The sequence below is a fragment of the Streptomyces sp. NPDC101219 genome, from assembly GCF_044767675.1.
Taxonomy (GTDB): Bacteria; Actinomycetota; Actinomycetes; order Streptomycetales; family Streptomycetaceae; genus Streptomyces.
The window spans coordinates 14,446-28,376 of the sequence record NZ_JBIWOK010000001.1 but is presented as its reverse complement, the minus strand read 5'-3'; the positions used below and the strand labels follow the sequence as shown (position 1 = coordinate 28,376).

Here is a 13,931-nt window from a genome sequence, read left to right as displayed (position 1 = left end):
TCAGGCGGCCGGAGGCGGAAGAACGAGTGCGCGAGCATGCATGATCAGCACCTTAGGCGGCCGTTCCGGGCGAGGACAACTCCCGGTCCGGGCCGCCCCGGGCCACGGGCCGGTCGGACCCCTTGGCGGGGGCCGAGGACTGGGCGATGAAGGCGCCGGCCAGCACCACCGCACCGCCGATGATCTGGGGCGCAGAGAGGTGTTCGCCGAGCAGGAACCAGGCCAGGACGGTGGCGATGACCGCCTCCAGGCAGGCGACCACCCCCGCGACCTGCGGCGACAGCCGGCGTACGGCGAGCACGCCCGTGCCGTAGGCGAGCACCGTCGCGATCAGCACGACCCAGCCCACCAGCAGGCCCGCGGCGACGGGGGTGCCGTCCATCTGCGCGGTGCCCGCGAGCACGGACCAGTCCATGGACCAGGGCCGGGAGATGACGGTGAGCACAGCGGCGCCGATGAGCAGCCCGAAGGCGATCACCCCGAGCGGGTCGGGGGCCTCGTCACCGGCGTCGCTGCCCTGGTCGGACAGGACGAAGTAGCCGACCTGGCAGCAGGCGGCGCCGAGCGCGAGCAGCAGCCCCAGGGCGTCGAAGCCGAGTCCCGCCCACACCTCGACGACGCAGGCCAGTCCGCCGACCGCCAGCACCACGCCGACCGCCGCGGCCCGGGTGACCGGCCGTCGCTGCACGAACCGCACCCAGCCGAGGACGAGCGCGGGCGCCAGGTACTCCACCAGCAGCGCGACCCCGACCGGGATGCGCGAGATGGCGGCGAAGTAGCAGGCCTGGACACCGGCCACGGCGAGCAGGCCGAATCCGGCGAGCAGGGCGGGGTGGCGGCGCAGCAGGCCCCGGTGGCGGACGGCCAGGGGGGCCATGACGAGGGCGGCGCCGGCCACCCGGAGCCACACCACGTGGAGGGGATCGAGGCCCGCCTCGATCAGGGGCTTGGCCGCGACACCGGATCCTCCGAAGGCCACCGCGGAGAGCAGCGCCAGACCGAGTCCGACACCCTTTCCGCGGCCCCCGGGCACGCTGACAGACGTTTGCACCGCCTCATGATGTCAGGCGACGACAGGAGCGTCACCTCTGTTGGGACCTGTCTCATCGACTGGACGGCCCGGCCGGCCGGTGCGGCGCCTCAGTGGCCCCGGTCCCCGAACGTCCGGTCGGCGTGGCCCGCGCCGCCCGCGCGGGCTCCCCCGGAGCCGGCCGGGCTCGCCCCGATGCGGGCGGTCAGCCCGGGCACGTCGATCCCGGCCCGCTCGAGCACCTCGACGGCGCGGGCCTGCGGGTCGTCCACGATCGCCGCGAGGAGGTCCGGTCCGCGCGCGGGTCCGCCGTGCCGTGCGGCACGCTCACGCGCCCGCCCCATGCAGGCGGCGGCCAGCGGCGAGAGGCCGGCGGCGGAGCCGTCGACGACCTGGACGGCGCCGGAGTCCTCCACCGCGCTCTGCCAGCGCAGGCCGTAGCCGATGCTGCGCTGGACGAGATAGCCGAGCAGCCGGGCGCTGCCCGGGCCCTCGCCGAAGACCGCGCTCACCTCGGCGTCCGACTCCAGGAGCGAGTGCAGCAGGTGGGCGGTGTCGATCTGGCGGTCCCCGTCCCTGAGGGCGCGGCGGCGGGCACCGGCGACCACCGCCGCCAGGTCCGCGCTCAGTCCGGCGTCGTGGTCCGCTCGGCGCAGGCCCTGCTCCGCGGGGTCGTGGGGCGTCTGCCGGGGGATACGGGGTTGCACGCCAACACCCCATCATCCGGGCGGGCGGAGGGCATCCCCGGCGGGGAGCATCCTGGCGTCCCACGACAAGCGGACTCCGGCCCTCGGACCTCATCCCTGGGAAGGAGATCCGGCCGTTCCCGCCCCGGGGGCGCGCGCCGCCTTGACCCACGCCCCGGAGGCAACCGCGCGGACCCGCCCGCTCGTCCCCCACGGACATGGAGAGCGGGTGCTGGCTGGTGGCGCTGCCTGCGGCGGACGGCAGGCAGTACGTCTACCGGGTGTACGCCCCCGGCGACGCCCTGCCCGCCGATCTGTTCTGGGAGGCGTGGCACTGCCACGACGAGGGGCCCTTCCCCCGCGCCTGGGACGTGTTCGACGCGGCGGTCATACGCCGGGTCGGCCGGACCGATTCCTGACGCCACGTCAGCCGTGCGGATTGTGCACGCCACGGCTACGTTCCCGCCACCGCAGCCCGGACAGCGCGACGGCGCCCCGCGTACTGCCGTGGGGCGCCGCGTGACGCGCCGGGACCGCCGCCCCGGGGGCTCAGTCCTCGTCGGCCAGGATCAGGTACAGCTTCTTGCGGGCCTCGTTGATGACGGCGAGCGCCTTGTCCCGCTGCTCCTTGCTGCCCGTCTTCCAGACCTGCCCGAAGGCCTCCATCAGCCCGAAGCCGGCCTGCCGGATCTCACCCAGCGCCTCCCAGTCGACCCCGCGCGAGGCCTCCTCCCAGGGAGCCTCGGGTCCCTCCTCGACGGCCGTCCGGCCCTCGTCGGTGAGCGCGAACAGCTTCTTGCCGCCGTCCGACTCACTGGCGATCAGCCCCTCGTCCTCCAGCAGTTGCAGGGTGGGGTACACGGAGCCGGGGCTGGGCTTCCACGCCCCGCCGCTGCGCTCGGCGATCTCCTGGATCATCTCGTAGCCGTGCATCGGCCGTTCCTTCAGCAGGGCGAGGATCGAGGCGCGCACATCGCCGCGCCGTGCCCTTCCCCTCGGCCCGCCGCGGCCTCGTCCGCCCCAGGGGCCGTGTCCGAAGCCCGGGCCGAAGCCCGGCCCGCCGCCACCGGGACCGCCCGGGCCGAAGGGTCCGAAGGCGGCGCGGAGCCGCTCGAAGTCACCCCCGCCGCCCTGCGGGCCGCAGTGACCGTACCGGTGTTCGTGTCCGTGGGTGCGCATGGCAACCACTCTCCATTCCATCGTTGATCTGTCGCGATGCTTCAACGATATATCGCTGACACTCCATCGACAACCCTCTTTGCCGGACACACCGGGCGGACAAGGGACGGCCGCACCGGGCGGAAGCACCGAACCGCCGCACCGGCCGGGCACACCCCGACGGGAGCCCGGCCCGGGCGTTCCCGCACAGGCCCTACCGTCGAGCCATGCGGATCCGAATCGTCGACGCCTTCACCGACCGGCCCTTCGCCGGCAATCCGGCCGGAGTGCTGCTCCTGGACGCCTTTCCCGACGACGCCTGGATGCAGGACGTCGCCCGCGAGGTCAACCACGCCGAGACCGCCTTCGCGCACCCCCTCCCGCCGGGCGGCGGGGCGGACTGGGCGCTGCGCTGGTTCACGCCGGTCGCCGAGGTCGCGATGTGCGGGCACGCCACGCTGGCCACCGCCCACGTGCTGCACTCCACCGGCACGCACCGGGGCCCGGTGCGCTTCGCCACCCGCAGCGGCGTGCTGCGCGCCGAGGCCGACGGGGACGGCTCCCTCACCCTGGACTTCCCCACGGCCCCGCTCACCGCGGTCGAGGTCCCGCCGGGGCTCGACGATGCGCTCGGCACCGCGGCGCTTACGGCCTTCGACACCGGCCCGGACGTCGGGGACCTGCTCGTCGAGGTGGCCGACGAGGACACGGTGCACGCCCTGCGGCCCGACCTGCGGGCCCTCGCCGCCCACTCCGGGCGCGGCATCATCGCCACCGCCCGGGCGGCCGGCCCGTCCCGCGGCTACGACTTCGTCTCGCGCTGCTTCTTCCCGAACGTCGGCGTCGACGAGGACCCGGTCACCGGCAGCGCCCACACCGCGCTCGCGCCGTACTGGTCCGAGCGCCTCGGCCGCACCGTCCTCACCGGACTCCAGGCCTCGGGCCGTCCCGGCCGGATCCGCACCGAGGTGCGCGGCGCGCGCACCCTGCTCAGCGGGCGTGCGGTGACGGTCATCGAGGGCGAGCTGCTCCGGCTCCCCGGCACATGACCCACCGGGCGGGCGCGGGGGACACGGGCCGCGCCCGCCCGCTCAGGCGGTCGGCAGCCAGCCGACCTTCCCGGCCAGCAGGGCGTAGCCGACGAACGCGCCGATGTCGAGCAGGGTGTGGGCGACCACCAGCGGCCCGACCCGGCCCCACCTGCGGTACAGGAGGACGAAGACCACGCCCATCACCATGTTGCCGATGAAGCCGCCGATGCCCTGGTAGAGGTGGTAGGACCCGCGCAGCACCGCACTCGCCGCCAGCGCCGCGCCCGGTCCCCAGCCCAGCTGGTCGAGCCGGCGCAGCAGATAGGCGAGGACGATGACCTCCTCGACCACGGAGTTCTCCAGCGCCGAGAGGATCAGCACCGGGAACTTCCACCACACGTCCGGCAGCGCCTCGGGCACCACGGTGAGGTTGAAGCCGAGGCCGCGCGCGGCGAGGTAGAAGGCGATGCCGGTACTGCCGATGACGGCGGCGACGGCGGCACCGCGCCCGAGGTCGGACCAGGGACGGGTGCGGTCGAAGCCCAGGCTGCGCATGCTCGCGCCCTCACGCAGCAGGAAGTGCGCGACCAGGGCGACCGGTACGAGTGCCGTGCTGATCCCGAAGAGCTGCCAGGCGAGGTCCAGCCAGGGGCGGCCGGGCGCGGCCGAGGCGTTGAGGGTGGCGGCCTGGTCCTTGAGCCCTCCGGGCCTGGTGACCGAGCCGACGAAGCTGATCAGCGCGGAGACCGCGCTCGCGCCGAGGGAGAGCGCCAGCACCAGAAGCGTCTCGTCGCGGAGAGTTCTGCGGGGGACCTCCCGCCGAGGAGGGGAAACGCTCCCCTGGCCCGCCTCCGCCTGCACGCCTGCCTCCCCATCACCGACCGGTCCGGATCAGTATGCCGGTCGGTGTGCGGGGCGGCGGCCGGGGGCGGGCCCGTCCGTCTGCCGGTGCTGTCGGCCGCGGTCAGCCGGCCGGGACCGGTTCGGGCAGCCCGACGGGCCAGCTGTGCACCGGGTCGCCCTGCACCATGAGCCGGCGGTAGCGGCGGGTGGTGGCTGCCAGCGCGGCCTCCCGGCCGAGTCCGGCGTCCAGGGCCCGGTGGAAGGTGGCGGCCTGCCAGCTCGCGCCGTTCGTCCGGCGCCGGCACCGCTCCTCGATCACTCCCAGGTACAGGTCGCGGTCGGCGGGTTCGATGCCCCACGCGTCGAGCCCCGCCTCGGCCAGCGGCAGCAGCTCGTCGCGCACCAGGGCGACCGCGTCGACCTCGGCCGTACTGCCGTAGCGGCCGCGCCGGGGCCAGGTGAGGCGGGCGTCGATCCCGTACTTGCAGGCCGCCTCGAAGTTGGCGGCGGCGGCCTCGAAGGGCAGCCGGGTCCACACCGGGCGGCTCTCCTCGGCGAGGGCGCGGACAACCCCGTAGTAGAAGGCGGCGTTGGCGACCACGTCGATGACGGTCGGCCCGGCCGGCAGCACCCGGTTCTCCACCCGCAGGTGCGGGACGCCGTCGGCGATGCCGTAGACCGGGCGGTTCCAGCGGTAGACGGTGCCGTTGTGCAGGACCAGCTCGGCCAGCGAGGGCACGCCGCCTCGGTCGAGCACCTCCAGCGGGTCCTCGTCGTCGCAGATCGGCAGCAGGGCCGGGTAGTACCGCAGGTTCTCCTCGAAGAGGTCGTACGCCGAGGTCACCCAGCGCTCGCCGAACCAGGTGCGCGGGCGTACGCCCTGGGCCTGGAGTTCGGGCGGCCGGGTGTCGGTGGACTGCTGGAACAGCGGGGGCCGGGACTCGCGCCACAGCTCCCGGCCGAACAGGAACGGCGAGTTGGCCCCGACGGCGATCTGCGCGGCGGCCACGGCCTGGGCCGCGTTCCACACATCGGCGAACCGGTCCGGGGTGACCTGCAGATGCAGCTGCACGGAGGTGCAGGCCGCCTCGGGGGCGATGGACTTCGAGGTGCACGTGAGGTGCTCCACTCCCTCGATGTCGAGGGTGAAGTCCTCCCCGCGGGCGGCCACGATCTGGTCGTTGAGCAGGGTGTAGCGGTCGACGGCGGACAGGTTCGAGGACACCAGGTCGTCGCGGTCGAGCGTGGGAAGAATGCCGATCATCACAATGCCGGCGTCCACTTCGGCGGCTTTCCGGTCGGCGTACGCGAGGGAGGTGCGCAGTTCTTCCGCGAGCCGGTCGAAAACCCGGCCGTCGACCCGGTGGGGGGCGATGTTCACTTCCAGGTTGAACATGGCGAGTTCTGTTTGGAAGTCACGGCTGGCGATCCGTTCGAGGACTTGCGCATTCAGCATTCTCGGCATGCCGTCGGCACCCGCGAGGTTCAATTCGATCTCGACCCCCATGAGGTTCTTGGGGCGGTCGAACCGCTTCTCCGCCAGCAGCCGCTCCAAGCCCGTCAGACACCTGCGCAGCTTGTCGCGGTAGAGCTGGCGATCGGACAGGTCGAACTGACCCGCCACGACCTTTTCCCCCATCGAACGTCCCTCCTCGGATGGGCGGCGGGCCGAAGACCGGCCGCCGGGGTCCCGGTGCACAGTGGAGGATGCCCAGCCGATGCGATCGATAACGTCCCGGAACGGCCCGGCACCCGCTACGCTGTTGGATTGTGACCAGTGGCACATTCACGGGGCATGAAGCGCAACAGGCGTCACGCACTCATTGAGAAATCGTGAAAAACGCCGATCGAATTGGGCCGACCGCGCCCCGCTCATTCGCCCAGGTCACCGCCCCGCACCTCACGCGGAACCAGGATGATTACCGCATTTCATCGACCGGAAGTACCCTTGTTCCCCGGGCCCGAAACAGCTAGACGAAACATAGTCCTAACACGTTTCGTATAAACTCCGTGAACAAGACGGAGAGCTGGCGCCACGGTCGAGTGATCCAGCCGTCGAGGTGACGTCCGGCAGTCTCACCCCCACCTCGCGGACTCGGACCCGGTCGCCGACTCTCCGGCTTTCGCGAGCTGACAGCGCCGTCCGCCCCGCCCCGCCACCCCCCGCCCTCGTGCCACCGTGCCCGCGAATGAGAGGCGACCCACCATGCCCCTGCATGTCCCTGCGGCTCCCGCGCCCGCACTGCGTTCGGTCCTGACCGCGCTTTCCTCCCCCACCGCGGTGCGGGAAGCCCGCACCCCCTCCCTCCTCGGCGCCCCACGCCCCCTCTCGGCCGAGCTGCCCCTGCCCGTGCACGTCCTGGACGGGATCACCGCCGGGGGCGGGTCCGCGACGCGCCTGGCCGGCTGGCGCTTCCTGATCCGCTCGGGCGAGCACGCGGTCGCCGCCGCGGACACCGTGCTCACCCCCGACGGCTGGACGTTCTCCCGCTTCTTCGAGGGGCCCTACGTCACCTCCACCGAACTGGCGCTGCACCAGGCCGAGGCGATGGCGGAGCCGTACCAGCCGCGGCTGCTGTCCGTGCCGGAGCTGTACATGCTGACGCTGTGGCTGCACGGCGACCGCGGCGCGGACGCCGCCGCCGGCCACCCGGCGGCGACCGACCTGCTCGTGCCCCTGGCCCCGGCGCCGCCCGGGATCGCGGCACACCGCGCCCACCGGGCGGCCGACCTGCTGCCGGTGCTGACCCACCGGGCGACGCCGACCCCGCTGCTCGGCTCCCCGGCCTGACACCCGGGCCGTGTCCCGTTCGCGCCCGCCGCGCGAAAGCCGTCGCCCGTCTCCGCGCGTACCCCGTCGCCCCGAACGCTTCCGGATGCGGCGGGGTACGCGCCGTTGAACGGCACCACCCGCGTCTTGCCCGCCTGCGCACCGATCACGCGCGGAGCGGCCCTCCCGGGCGGACTAGCCCGATCCGGCCCCCTCGAACCACCCGAAGGGACAGTGCAGTTGGGATGAACCGTCCGCGCGGGTGACGCGTCCTCAAGCCAAGAGGGGCGGTGCCGCGAAATCCCTGCGGATCGACGCCCTTGAGGCAACACTGGTTTCCGACCGACTTATCACAACGGGGGGCGGCCATGAACGACGCTTCACGCCGCGCAACTGCACCACCAGTCATGCCACAGGACATCACAGAGCGAGAGACCTCACCCATGTGCCAGCACCAGCCACCGTGTCCCTCAGCCGACTCCGCCGACCGGGAATCGGCCCGCCTCGCGGCGCACCACCCGGAACAGGGATGGAGCCTGCTGTGCAACGGTGTCGTGCTCTTCGAGGACACCGGGGAACTGCTGCCCGACGGCAGCGCCATCGCGCCGCAGCGCGCCCGGGCCGCCGACCAGGTCATGACCACGGCCTGACCGGCCCGTGCGGCCGTCCCCGGCGGACAGGCGGGGCCGGCCGCACCGCTGGCCGCTCCGCTCTAGGGTGACCGGCATGCAGTCCTACACCATCGGCCAGGCAGCACGACTGCTCGGCGTGAGCCCCGACACCGCCCGCCGCTGGGCCGACGCGGGGCGGATCACCACCCATCGCGACCAGGGCGGACGCCGGCTCATCGACGGCCGGGACCTGGCCGCCTTCTCGGTGGAACTCGCCCGGGCCGCCCCGGCCGAGGAGGACACCCCGTACACCTCGGCCCGCAACGCCTTCCCCGGCATCGTCACCGCGATCAAGCTCGGCGACGTCGCCGCCCAGGTCGAGATCCAGGCCGGGCCACACCGGCTCGTCTCGCTGCTCACCCGCGAGGCGGTCGAGGACCTGGGACTGGAGGTCGGCATGGAGGCCACCGCGCGCGTGAAGTCGACAAATGTCCACATCGACCGCACCTGACGCGGGGCTCGCACGCTCGGACGAACGCACACCAGCCGGATCGGCACACCGCCTCGCTCATGCGATGAGACAGATGCGTTACGCCTCGCATCTGCGGCACAATGATGCGGACCGGGAGAGGGCCTCGGTTCTGTCGTCCCGCCCTCCCGACCCGATCGAGGGAGCAGATCCGGGATGTCCCGTCGTACCGCACACCCGCCCCGGCGGGCCCCGGCCGGACGGACGCCCCGCGCCCGGAGCACCGCCGTCGGTGCCGGGACCGCCGCACTCCTGCTGCTGACCGGCGCGTGCGCGACCGGCCCGGCCGAGCCGGGGACCGACGCGGGCCCCCCCACCGGCACGGTCACCGTCTTCGCGGCCGCCTCACTGAAGGAGAGCTTCACGACGCTCGGCCGTCGCTTCGAGAAGGCGCATCCCGGCACCGAGGTCGCGTTCAACTTCGGCGGAAGCGACAGCCTCGCCGCCGGCATCACCAACGGCGCCCCGGCGGACGTCTTCGCCGCCGCCAGCGCGACAACCATGAAGATCGTCACGGACCACGGGGACACCGCGGACCACCCCGCCACGTTCGCCCGCAACCGCCTGGAGATCGCCACCCTGCCGGGCAACCCGCGGGGCATCGCCTCCCTCCGCGACCTGACCCGGCCCGGCCTGAAGGTCGTCCTGTGCGACCGCAGCGTCCCGTGCGGTGCCGCCGCCCGCAAGGCGCTGAGGGCCGCGGGCGTCGGCCTCACCCCGGCCTCCTACGAGCAGGACGTCAAGAGCGCCCTGACGAAGGTCGAGCTCAAGGAGGCCGACGCCGCCGTCGTGTACCGCACGGACGTGCGGGCGGCGGGTGACAGGGTGGAGGGCGTGGAGTTCCCCGAGGCGGCCGAGGCCGACAACGACTACCCGATCGCCCTGCTGGAGCACGCGCCCAACCCGACGGCCGCGAAGGCGTTCCTCACGCTGGTGAGGTCGGCCGAGGGCCGGCGGGTGCTGGACGGTGCCGGGTTCCTGAAGCCATGACCGGGCCCCGTGAGTCGCCGCCCGCCGCGAAGGGGGCACTGCCGGCCGGACCCGGCCGCCCCCGGGGCAGCCGGCGGCGCCCTCCCGGGCGGGGCGTTCCGCTCCCGCTGCTCGTGCCCGCCGTGCTGGGGCTCGCGTTCCTGCTGGTCCCCCTCCTCGCCCTGCTCCTGCGGGCCCCCTGGAGCGAGCTGCCCGGGCAGCTGAGCAGCCCCGAGGTGTGGCAGGCGCTGCGCCTGTCCCTGGTCTGCGCCACGGCGGCGACCGCGCTGAGTCTGCTGCTCGGCGTCCCCCTGGCCTGGCTGCTCGCCCGTACCGACTTCCCCGGCCGCGGACTGGTGAGGGCGCTGGTCACCCTCCCCCTGGTGCTGCCTCCGGTGGTGGGCGGTGTCGCCCTGCTGCTCGCACTCGGCCGCAACGGGGTCGTCGGCCAGTGGCTGGACGCCTGGTTCGGCATCACCCTGCCGTTCTCCACCGCGGGCGTCGTCGTCGCCGAGACCTTCGTGGCGATGCCTTTCCTCGTCATCAGTGTGGAGGGCACGCTGCGGGCCGCCGACCCCCGGTTCGAGGAGGCGGCCGCCACCCTGGGCGGCTCCCGGTTCACGGCCTTCCGCCGGGTCACGCTGCCGCTGATCCTCCCCGGCATCGCGGCCGGTGCCGTGCTGGCCTGGGCGAGGGCCCTCGGGGAGTTCGGTGCCACGATCACCTTCGCCGGGAACTTCCCCGGCCGCACCCAGACCATGCCGCTCGCCGTGTACCTCGCCCTGCAGAACGACCCGGCGGCGGCGATCGCCCTGAGCCTGGTCCTGCTGGCCGTGTCCGTCGCCGTGCTGGCCGCGCTGCGCGACCGGTGGATGAGGGCGGTCTGACATGGTGCCCGCGAAGATGCCGGAGCGGTCCGGGACGCCCAGCGCCGAGACCGCCCCCGCCGGGGCACACCCCCCGGCCGGCCGTGCCCCCGTCGACGGACTCGACGCCCGGCTGGTCGTGGACCGGGGTTCCTTCCGGCTGGACGTGCCGTTGCGCGCCGCGCCCGGGGACGTGATCGCGCTGCTCGGGCCGAACGGTGCGGGCAAGTCCACCGCGTTGCGCGCCCTCGCGGGCCTGGCCCCCCTCACGGACGGTCACCTGCTGCTGGACGGACGGGAGCTGCACGACGCGCCGCCCGAGGACCGCCCGGTCGGCGTGGTGTTCCAGGACTACCTGCTCTTCCCGCACCTGACCGCCCTCGACAACGTGGCCTTCGGGCCGCGCTGCCGGGGCGCCGGCAAGGCGGAGGCCCGGGCGGTGGCCGCGGAGTGGCTGGACCGCATGGGGCTGGCATCCCACGCGGACGCCAAGCCCCGCCGGCTCTCCGGCGGCCAGGCCCAGCGCGTGGCCCTGGCCCGCGCCCTCGCCACCCGCCCCCGGCTGCTGCTCCTGGACGAGCCGCTGGCCGCGTTGGACGCCCGCACGCGGCTCGAGGTCCGGGCGGAGCTGCGGCGGCACCTGGCCGCCTTCGAGGCCGTCGCCGTGCTGGTCACACACGATCCGCTGGACGCGATGGTGCTGGCCGACCGGCTCGTCGTCGTGGAGGAGGGACGCACCGTCCAGGAGGGCACGCCCACGGACATCGCCCGCCACCCGCGCACCGAGTACATCGCCCAGCTGGTCGGCCTGAATCTCTACCGCGGCCGGGCAGACGGCCACACCGTCCGGATCCCCGGGGGGCCCGCCATCACCACCAGCGAGCACCTGACCGGGCCGGCCTTCGTGGCGTTCCCGCCCGGCGCGGTCACGCTGTACGGGGCGCGGCCGGGGGGTACCAGTGCCCGGAACCTGTGGCGCTGCGAGGTGGCCGGCCTGGAGACCCACGGAGACCAGATCCGTGCCGAACTGACCGGTGAGCTGTCCCTGGCCGCCGACCTCACCACGGTGGCCGCCGCCGAGCTCGACCTGCGCCCGGGCGCCCCGGTCTGGGCGGCCGTCAAGGCGGCCCAGACCCACGCCTACCCGGCGTAGCCCCCTGCCCCGCAGGTGCGGGGGCGGGCCGTCACATCGCGCGGCCCGTCGTCGAGGCAAAGCCGAGCCAGGTGTGCCGGTTGCCCCACCAGCACCAGCCGACCTTGGGGGCGTCGCGCCGGTCCCGGCCGTCGCGGCCGGTGCCGTTGCTGATCCAGAGGGCGGGCGTGCGGGCGTCGAACGTCCCGTTCGGCTTGCGCAGCCGGGAGCCGATCGTCATGAAGCACCGGTTGCGTTCCAGGGCCTCGGGCTGCTGGAGCACCCAGTGGATGCCCTCGCTGAGCAGCAGCGGGGTGCGGCCGTCCCCGGTGAGCGCGGGCAGGGCCTCCTCCGGGCTCCAGTTGGCCAGGTGATCACCCCGGTCGATGCCGGTGACCGTGTAGAGGGGGGCGTCGGGCAGATCGATGCCCTGGGGCGTGAAACGGTCGACGTCCTGCATGTCCGTGACGACGAAGCCGGGCTTGCCGGCGTGGCGCAGCGACGGTGCGAGGACCGAGGCGGGGGCACGGTCGGGGTGAAGGGCCAGCAGGGTGTCCCGGCCCGCCGATGAGTGCCGTTCGGCGAAGGAGCGGACCTCTTCCGCCGGCAGGCCCCCGTGCGTGTGCAGGCCGAGTTCGATCAGGCGGTCGGCCTGGGCGGACAGCGGCGGCAGCGGGGCGAGCGGGCCGGCGGCGGTGGTCGGGGTGTCGGTCAATGCATGCTCCTTGCGGGGAGTTCCGGGCGGGGAGGGGCGGTGGTGGCGTTCGCCGGGGTGGTCATGACGTGCCGGGGGCGTGGCCGCGGCCGCCGGTCTCGCGGGCGGCGATCGCGCTGATCTCCGCCGGTGTGCCGGCCATGATCGTGCGCACATGGCGGGTGACCACGTCGACGGGCCAGTCCCACCAGGCCGCTTCCAGCAGGAGGGCCACGTCCGCGTCGCTGTACCGCTGCCGGATCGGGCGGGCCGGGTTGCCGCCGACCACGGTGTACGGCGGCACGTCGGCCGTGACGACGGCTCCGGCGGCGATGATGGCGCCGTCGCCGATGCGCACGCCCGGCATGACGGTGGCGCCGTAGCCGAACCAGACGTCGTTGCCGACGACCGTGTCACCGCGGCTGGGCATGGAGGTGACCAGATCGAGGGTCCGGTCGGTCCACTCCCCGCCGAACATGGTGAACGGGAAGGTGGACACCCCCATCGTCGGGTGCTCCGCCCCGGCCATCAGGAAGCGGGTGCCGGACGCCACGGCGCAGAACCGGCCGATGACCAGCTTCTCCGGACCGTAGGCGTAGAGGACGTTGCGCCGCTCGAACTCGGTCGCCGCATCGGGGTCGTCGTAGTAGGTGAACTCGCCGACCTCGATCGACGGTGAGGTGATCAGCGGCCTGAGGAACACGACGCGCTCGTGTTCCGGCAGCGGGTGCAGGACGGAAGGGTCGGTCATGGGGTCCCCCGTAGGACTGGTCGCTCTTACGTCGGTCGTAAAATTATACTCGACCGATGAGGAGTGTCAACAAAAAAATACTACGGGGGTAAGATTCATCCATGAGCAGTCACCACGACAGCGCGTCGGCAGGGTCCGGGGGCGGCCTGCGCGAAGTCAAGAAGCAGGAGACGCGTCAGCACATCTCCGATCAGGCCACCCGTCTCTTCCTCCGGCAGGGCTTCGACGCCACGACGATCGCGGAGATCGCCGACGCCGCGCGGGTGTCGAAGAAGACGGTCACCAACTACTTCGCCCGCAAGGAGGACCTGGCGCTCGACCACCAGGACGCCTTCGTCGCAGCCCTGGCCTCGTCGGTGGCCGCGCGCAGGCCCGGCGAGTCCGCCCTGGGCGCGCTGCGCCGCGCGTTCACCGAGGCGCTCGCCGCCCATGATCCGGTGAGCGGCTTCACCGGCCCGGAGTTCGCGCGGATGGTGGCCGACAGCGCCACCCTCACCGCCTGTCTGCGCGGCCTGCACGACCGCCGGGAGGAGGCACTGGCCGAGGCACTCGCGGCGGCCGAGCAGCTGCCGGCCGACGACATCATGATCCGCACGGCCGCCGGTCTCCTGGGCACGGTTCACCGTCTGCTGTTCCGGCGCATCCAGCAGCTCACCCTCGCCGGGCTGCCCGCCCAGGAGATCGAGGCGACGGTCGCGCCGGAGGCGGCCCGCGCCTTCGACCTGCTGGAACCGTCCATCGGCACCCTCGGCACCGCCTGACAGCCTCCTTACCCCCTGAGGCCCGCAGACGCGTGAGCGCCCGGCCGGGCATTCCCCGGCCGGGCGCTCACCTGCCCCGACACCATCGTCCCCCGTGCCA

General features: G+C 73.5%; 16 protein-coding genes. 9 read left to right on the top strand and 7 right to left on the bottom strand.

Annotation, left to right across the window (positions count from 1 at the left end; translation table 11 throughout):
• Window positions 1-52 precede the first annotated feature (52 nt).
• Window positions 53-1,051 (bottom strand): EamA family transporter, encoded by a 999-nt coding sequence (locus ACIRPP_RS00150; protein ID WP_403636581.1) that lies wholly within the window; start codon window positions 1,049-1,051, stop codon window positions 53-55.
• An 89-nt stretch (window positions 1,052-1,140) separates the two neighbouring features.
• A complete protein-coding gene (locus tag ACIRPP_RS00145; RefSeq protein WP_403636580.1) occupies window positions 1,141-1,737 on the bottom strand; it encodes a Clp protease N-terminal domain-containing protein in 597 nt (198 codons plus the stop codon).
• A gap of 197 nt (window positions 1,738-1,934) precedes the next feature.
• Here ACIRPP_RS00145 and ACIRPP_RS00140 point away from each other — a divergent pair, with 197 nt between their 5' ends.
• Complete coding sequence (locus ACIRPP_RS00140) at window positions 1,935-2,135, top strand: hypothetical protein (RefSeq protein ID WP_403636578.1); 201 nt, start codon at window positions 1,935-1,937, stop codon at window positions 2,133-2,135.
• Window positions 2,136-2,265: 130 nt separating this feature from the next.
• Here ACIRPP_RS00140 and ACIRPP_RS00135 read toward each other — a convergent pair whose 3' ends face one another.
• Complete coding sequence (locus ACIRPP_RS00135; protein ID WP_403636576.1) at window positions 2,266-2,895, bottom strand: PadR family transcriptional regulator; 630 nt, start codon at window positions 2,893-2,895, stop codon at window positions 2,266-2,268.
• Window positions 2,896-3,101: 206 nt separating this feature from the next.
• Between ACIRPP_RS00135 and ACIRPP_RS00130 the strand changes: the two genes are divergently transcribed.
• Window positions 3,102-3,923, top strand: coding sequence for a PhzF family phenazine biosynthesis protein (locus ACIRPP_RS00130; protein WP_403636574.1), 822 nt, complete (start codon window positions 3,102-3,104; stop codon window positions 3,921-3,923).
• A 42-nt stretch (window positions 3,924-3,965) separates the two neighbouring features.
• On the opposite strand, the gene ACIRPP_RS00125 is transcribed toward ACIRPP_RS00130, so the two are convergent.
• Both ACIRPP_RS00125 and ACIRPP_RS00120 read right to left on the bottom strand, forming a co-directional pair.
• Window positions 3,966-4,766 (bottom strand): type II CAAX endopeptidase family protein, encoded by an 801-nt coding sequence (locus ACIRPP_RS00125; RefSeq protein WP_164338640.1) that lies wholly within the window; start codon window positions 4,764-4,766, stop codon window positions 3,966-3,968.
• A 103-nt stretch (window positions 4,767-4,869) separates the two neighbouring features.
• The gene (locus tag ACIRPP_RS00120) at window positions 4,870-6,387 is read right to left on the bottom strand and encodes a glutamate-cysteine ligase family protein (RefSeq protein ID WP_403636572.1); all 1,518 of its coding nucleotides are present in this window, start codon (window positions 6,385-6,387) and stop codon (window positions 4,870-4,872) included.
• Between the two features lie 567 nt (window positions 6,388-6,954).
• On the opposite strand from ACIRPP_RS00120, the gene ACIRPP_RS00115 reads away from it, so the two are divergent.
• The 6 genes from ACIRPP_RS00115 (at window position 6,955) to ACIRPP_RS00090 (ending at window position 11,646) form a co-directional block, all read left to right on the top strand.
• The gene (locus ACIRPP_RS00115) at window positions 6,955-7,539 is read left to right on the top strand and encodes a hypothetical protein (protein WP_403636571.1); all 585 of its coding nucleotides are present in this window, start codon (window positions 6,955-6,957) and stop codon (window positions 7,537-7,539) included.
• A gap of 422 nt (window positions 7,540-7,961) precedes the next feature.
• Window positions 7,962-8,168: a DUF5999 family protein gene (locus ACIRPP_RS00110; protein ID WP_403636569.1), complete on the top strand. Its 207-nt coding sequence runs from the start codon at window positions 7,962-7,964 to the stop codon at window positions 8,166-8,168.
• A gap of 76 nt (window positions 8,169-8,244) precedes the next feature.
• Window positions 8,245-8,640, top strand: coding sequence for a molybdopterin-binding protein (locus ACIRPP_RS00105; protein WP_403636568.1), 396 nt, complete (start codon window positions 8,245-8,247; stop codon window positions 8,638-8,640).
• A gap of 174 nt (window positions 8,641-8,814) precedes the next feature.
• Window positions 8,815-9,648: a molybdate ABC transporter substrate-binding protein gene (gene modA / locus ACIRPP_RS00100; protein ID WP_403636567.1), complete on the top strand. Its 834-nt coding sequence runs from the start codon at window positions 8,815-8,817 to the stop codon at window positions 9,646-9,648.
• Window positions 9,645-10,514, top strand: coding sequence for an ABC transporter permease (locus ACIRPP_RS00095; RefSeq protein WP_403636565.1), 870 nt, complete (start codon window positions 9,645-9,647; stop codon window positions 10,512-10,514). The genes modA and ACIRPP_RS00095 overlap by 4 nt, the downstream gene beginning before the upstream one ends.
• A gap of 1 nt (window position 10,515) precedes the next feature.
• Window positions 10,516-11,646, top strand: coding sequence for an ABC transporter ATP-binding protein (locus ACIRPP_RS00090; protein WP_403636563.1), 1,131 nt, complete (start codon window positions 10,516-10,518; stop codon window positions 11,644-11,646).
• A 31-nt stretch (window positions 11,647-11,677) separates the two neighbouring features.
• Here the strand turns inward: ACIRPP_RS00090 and ACIRPP_RS00085 are convergent, their stop codons facing one another.
• Both ACIRPP_RS00085 and ACIRPP_RS00080 read right to left on the bottom strand, forming a co-directional pair.
• Entirely contained in the window at window positions 11,678-12,340 is a 663-nt protein-coding gene (locus ACIRPP_RS00085; RefSeq protein WP_403636562.1) for a DUF5701 family protein, read from the bottom strand.
• A gap of 61 nt (window positions 12,341-12,401) precedes the next feature.
• The gene (locus tag ACIRPP_RS00080) at window positions 12,402-13,070 is read right to left on the bottom strand and encodes a CatB-related O-acetyltransferase (protein ID WP_403636561.1); all 669 of its coding nucleotides are present in this window, start codon (window positions 13,068-13,070) and stop codon (window positions 12,402-12,404) included.
• A 101-nt stretch (window positions 13,071-13,171) separates the two neighbouring features.
• Here ACIRPP_RS00080 and ACIRPP_RS00075 point away from each other — a divergent pair, with 101 nt between their 5' ends.
• Window positions 13,172-13,831: a TetR/AcrR family transcriptional regulator gene (locus ACIRPP_RS00075; protein WP_403636559.1), complete on the top strand. Its 660-nt coding sequence runs from the start codon at window positions 13,172-13,174 to the stop codon at window positions 13,829-13,831.
• Window positions 13,832-13,931: the final 100 nt, after the last annotated feature.

Coding starts and splice junctions, on each gene's coding strand:
- ACIRPP_RS00140 (WP_403636578.1), top strand. CDS start 1,935: ATGGAGAGCGGGTGCTGGCTGGTGGCGCTGCCTGCGGCGGACGGCAGG.
- ACIRPP_RS00135 (WP_403636576.1), bottom strand. CDS start 2,895: ATGCGCACCCACGGACACGAACACCGGTACGGTCACTGCGGCCCGCAG.
- ACIRPP_RS00130 (WP_403636574.1), top strand. CDS start 3,102: ATGCGGATCCGAATCGTCGACGCCTTCACCGACCGGCCCTTCGCCGGC.
- ACIRPP_RS00120 (WP_403636572.1), bottom strand. CDS start 6,387: ATGGGGGAAAAGGTCGTGGCGGGTCAGTTCGACCTGTCCGATCGCCAG.
- ACIRPP_RS00115 (WP_403636571.1), top strand. CDS start 6,955: ATGCCCCTGCATGTCCCTGCGGCTCCCGCGCCCGCACTGCGTTCGGTC.
- ACIRPP_RS00110 (WP_403636569.1), top strand. CDS start 7,962: ATGTGCCAGCACCAGCCACCGTGTCCCTCAGCCGACTCCGCCGACCGG.
- ACIRPP_RS00105 (WP_403636568.1), top strand. CDS start 8,245: ATGCAGTCCTACACCATCGGCCAGGCAGCACGACTGCTCGGCGTGAGC.
- modA (WP_403636567.1), top strand. CDS start 8,815: ATGTCCCGTCGTACCGCACACCCGCCCCGGCGGGCCCCGGCCGGACGG.
- ACIRPP_RS00095 (WP_403636565.1), top strand. CDS start 9,645: ATGACCGGGCCCCGTGAGTCGCCGCCCGCCGCGAAGGGGGCACTGCCG.
- ACIRPP_RS00090 (WP_403636563.1), top strand. CDS start 10,516: ATGGTGCCCGCGAAGATGCCGGAGCGGTCCGGGACGCCCAGCGCCGAG.
- ACIRPP_RS00080 (WP_403636561.1), bottom strand. CDS start 13,070: ATGACCGACCCTTCCGTCCTGCACCCGCTGCCGGAACACGAGCGCGTC.
- ACIRPP_RS00075 (WP_403636559.1), top strand. CDS start 13,172: ATGAGCAGTCACCACGACAGCGCGTCGGCAGGGTCCGGGGGCGGCCTG.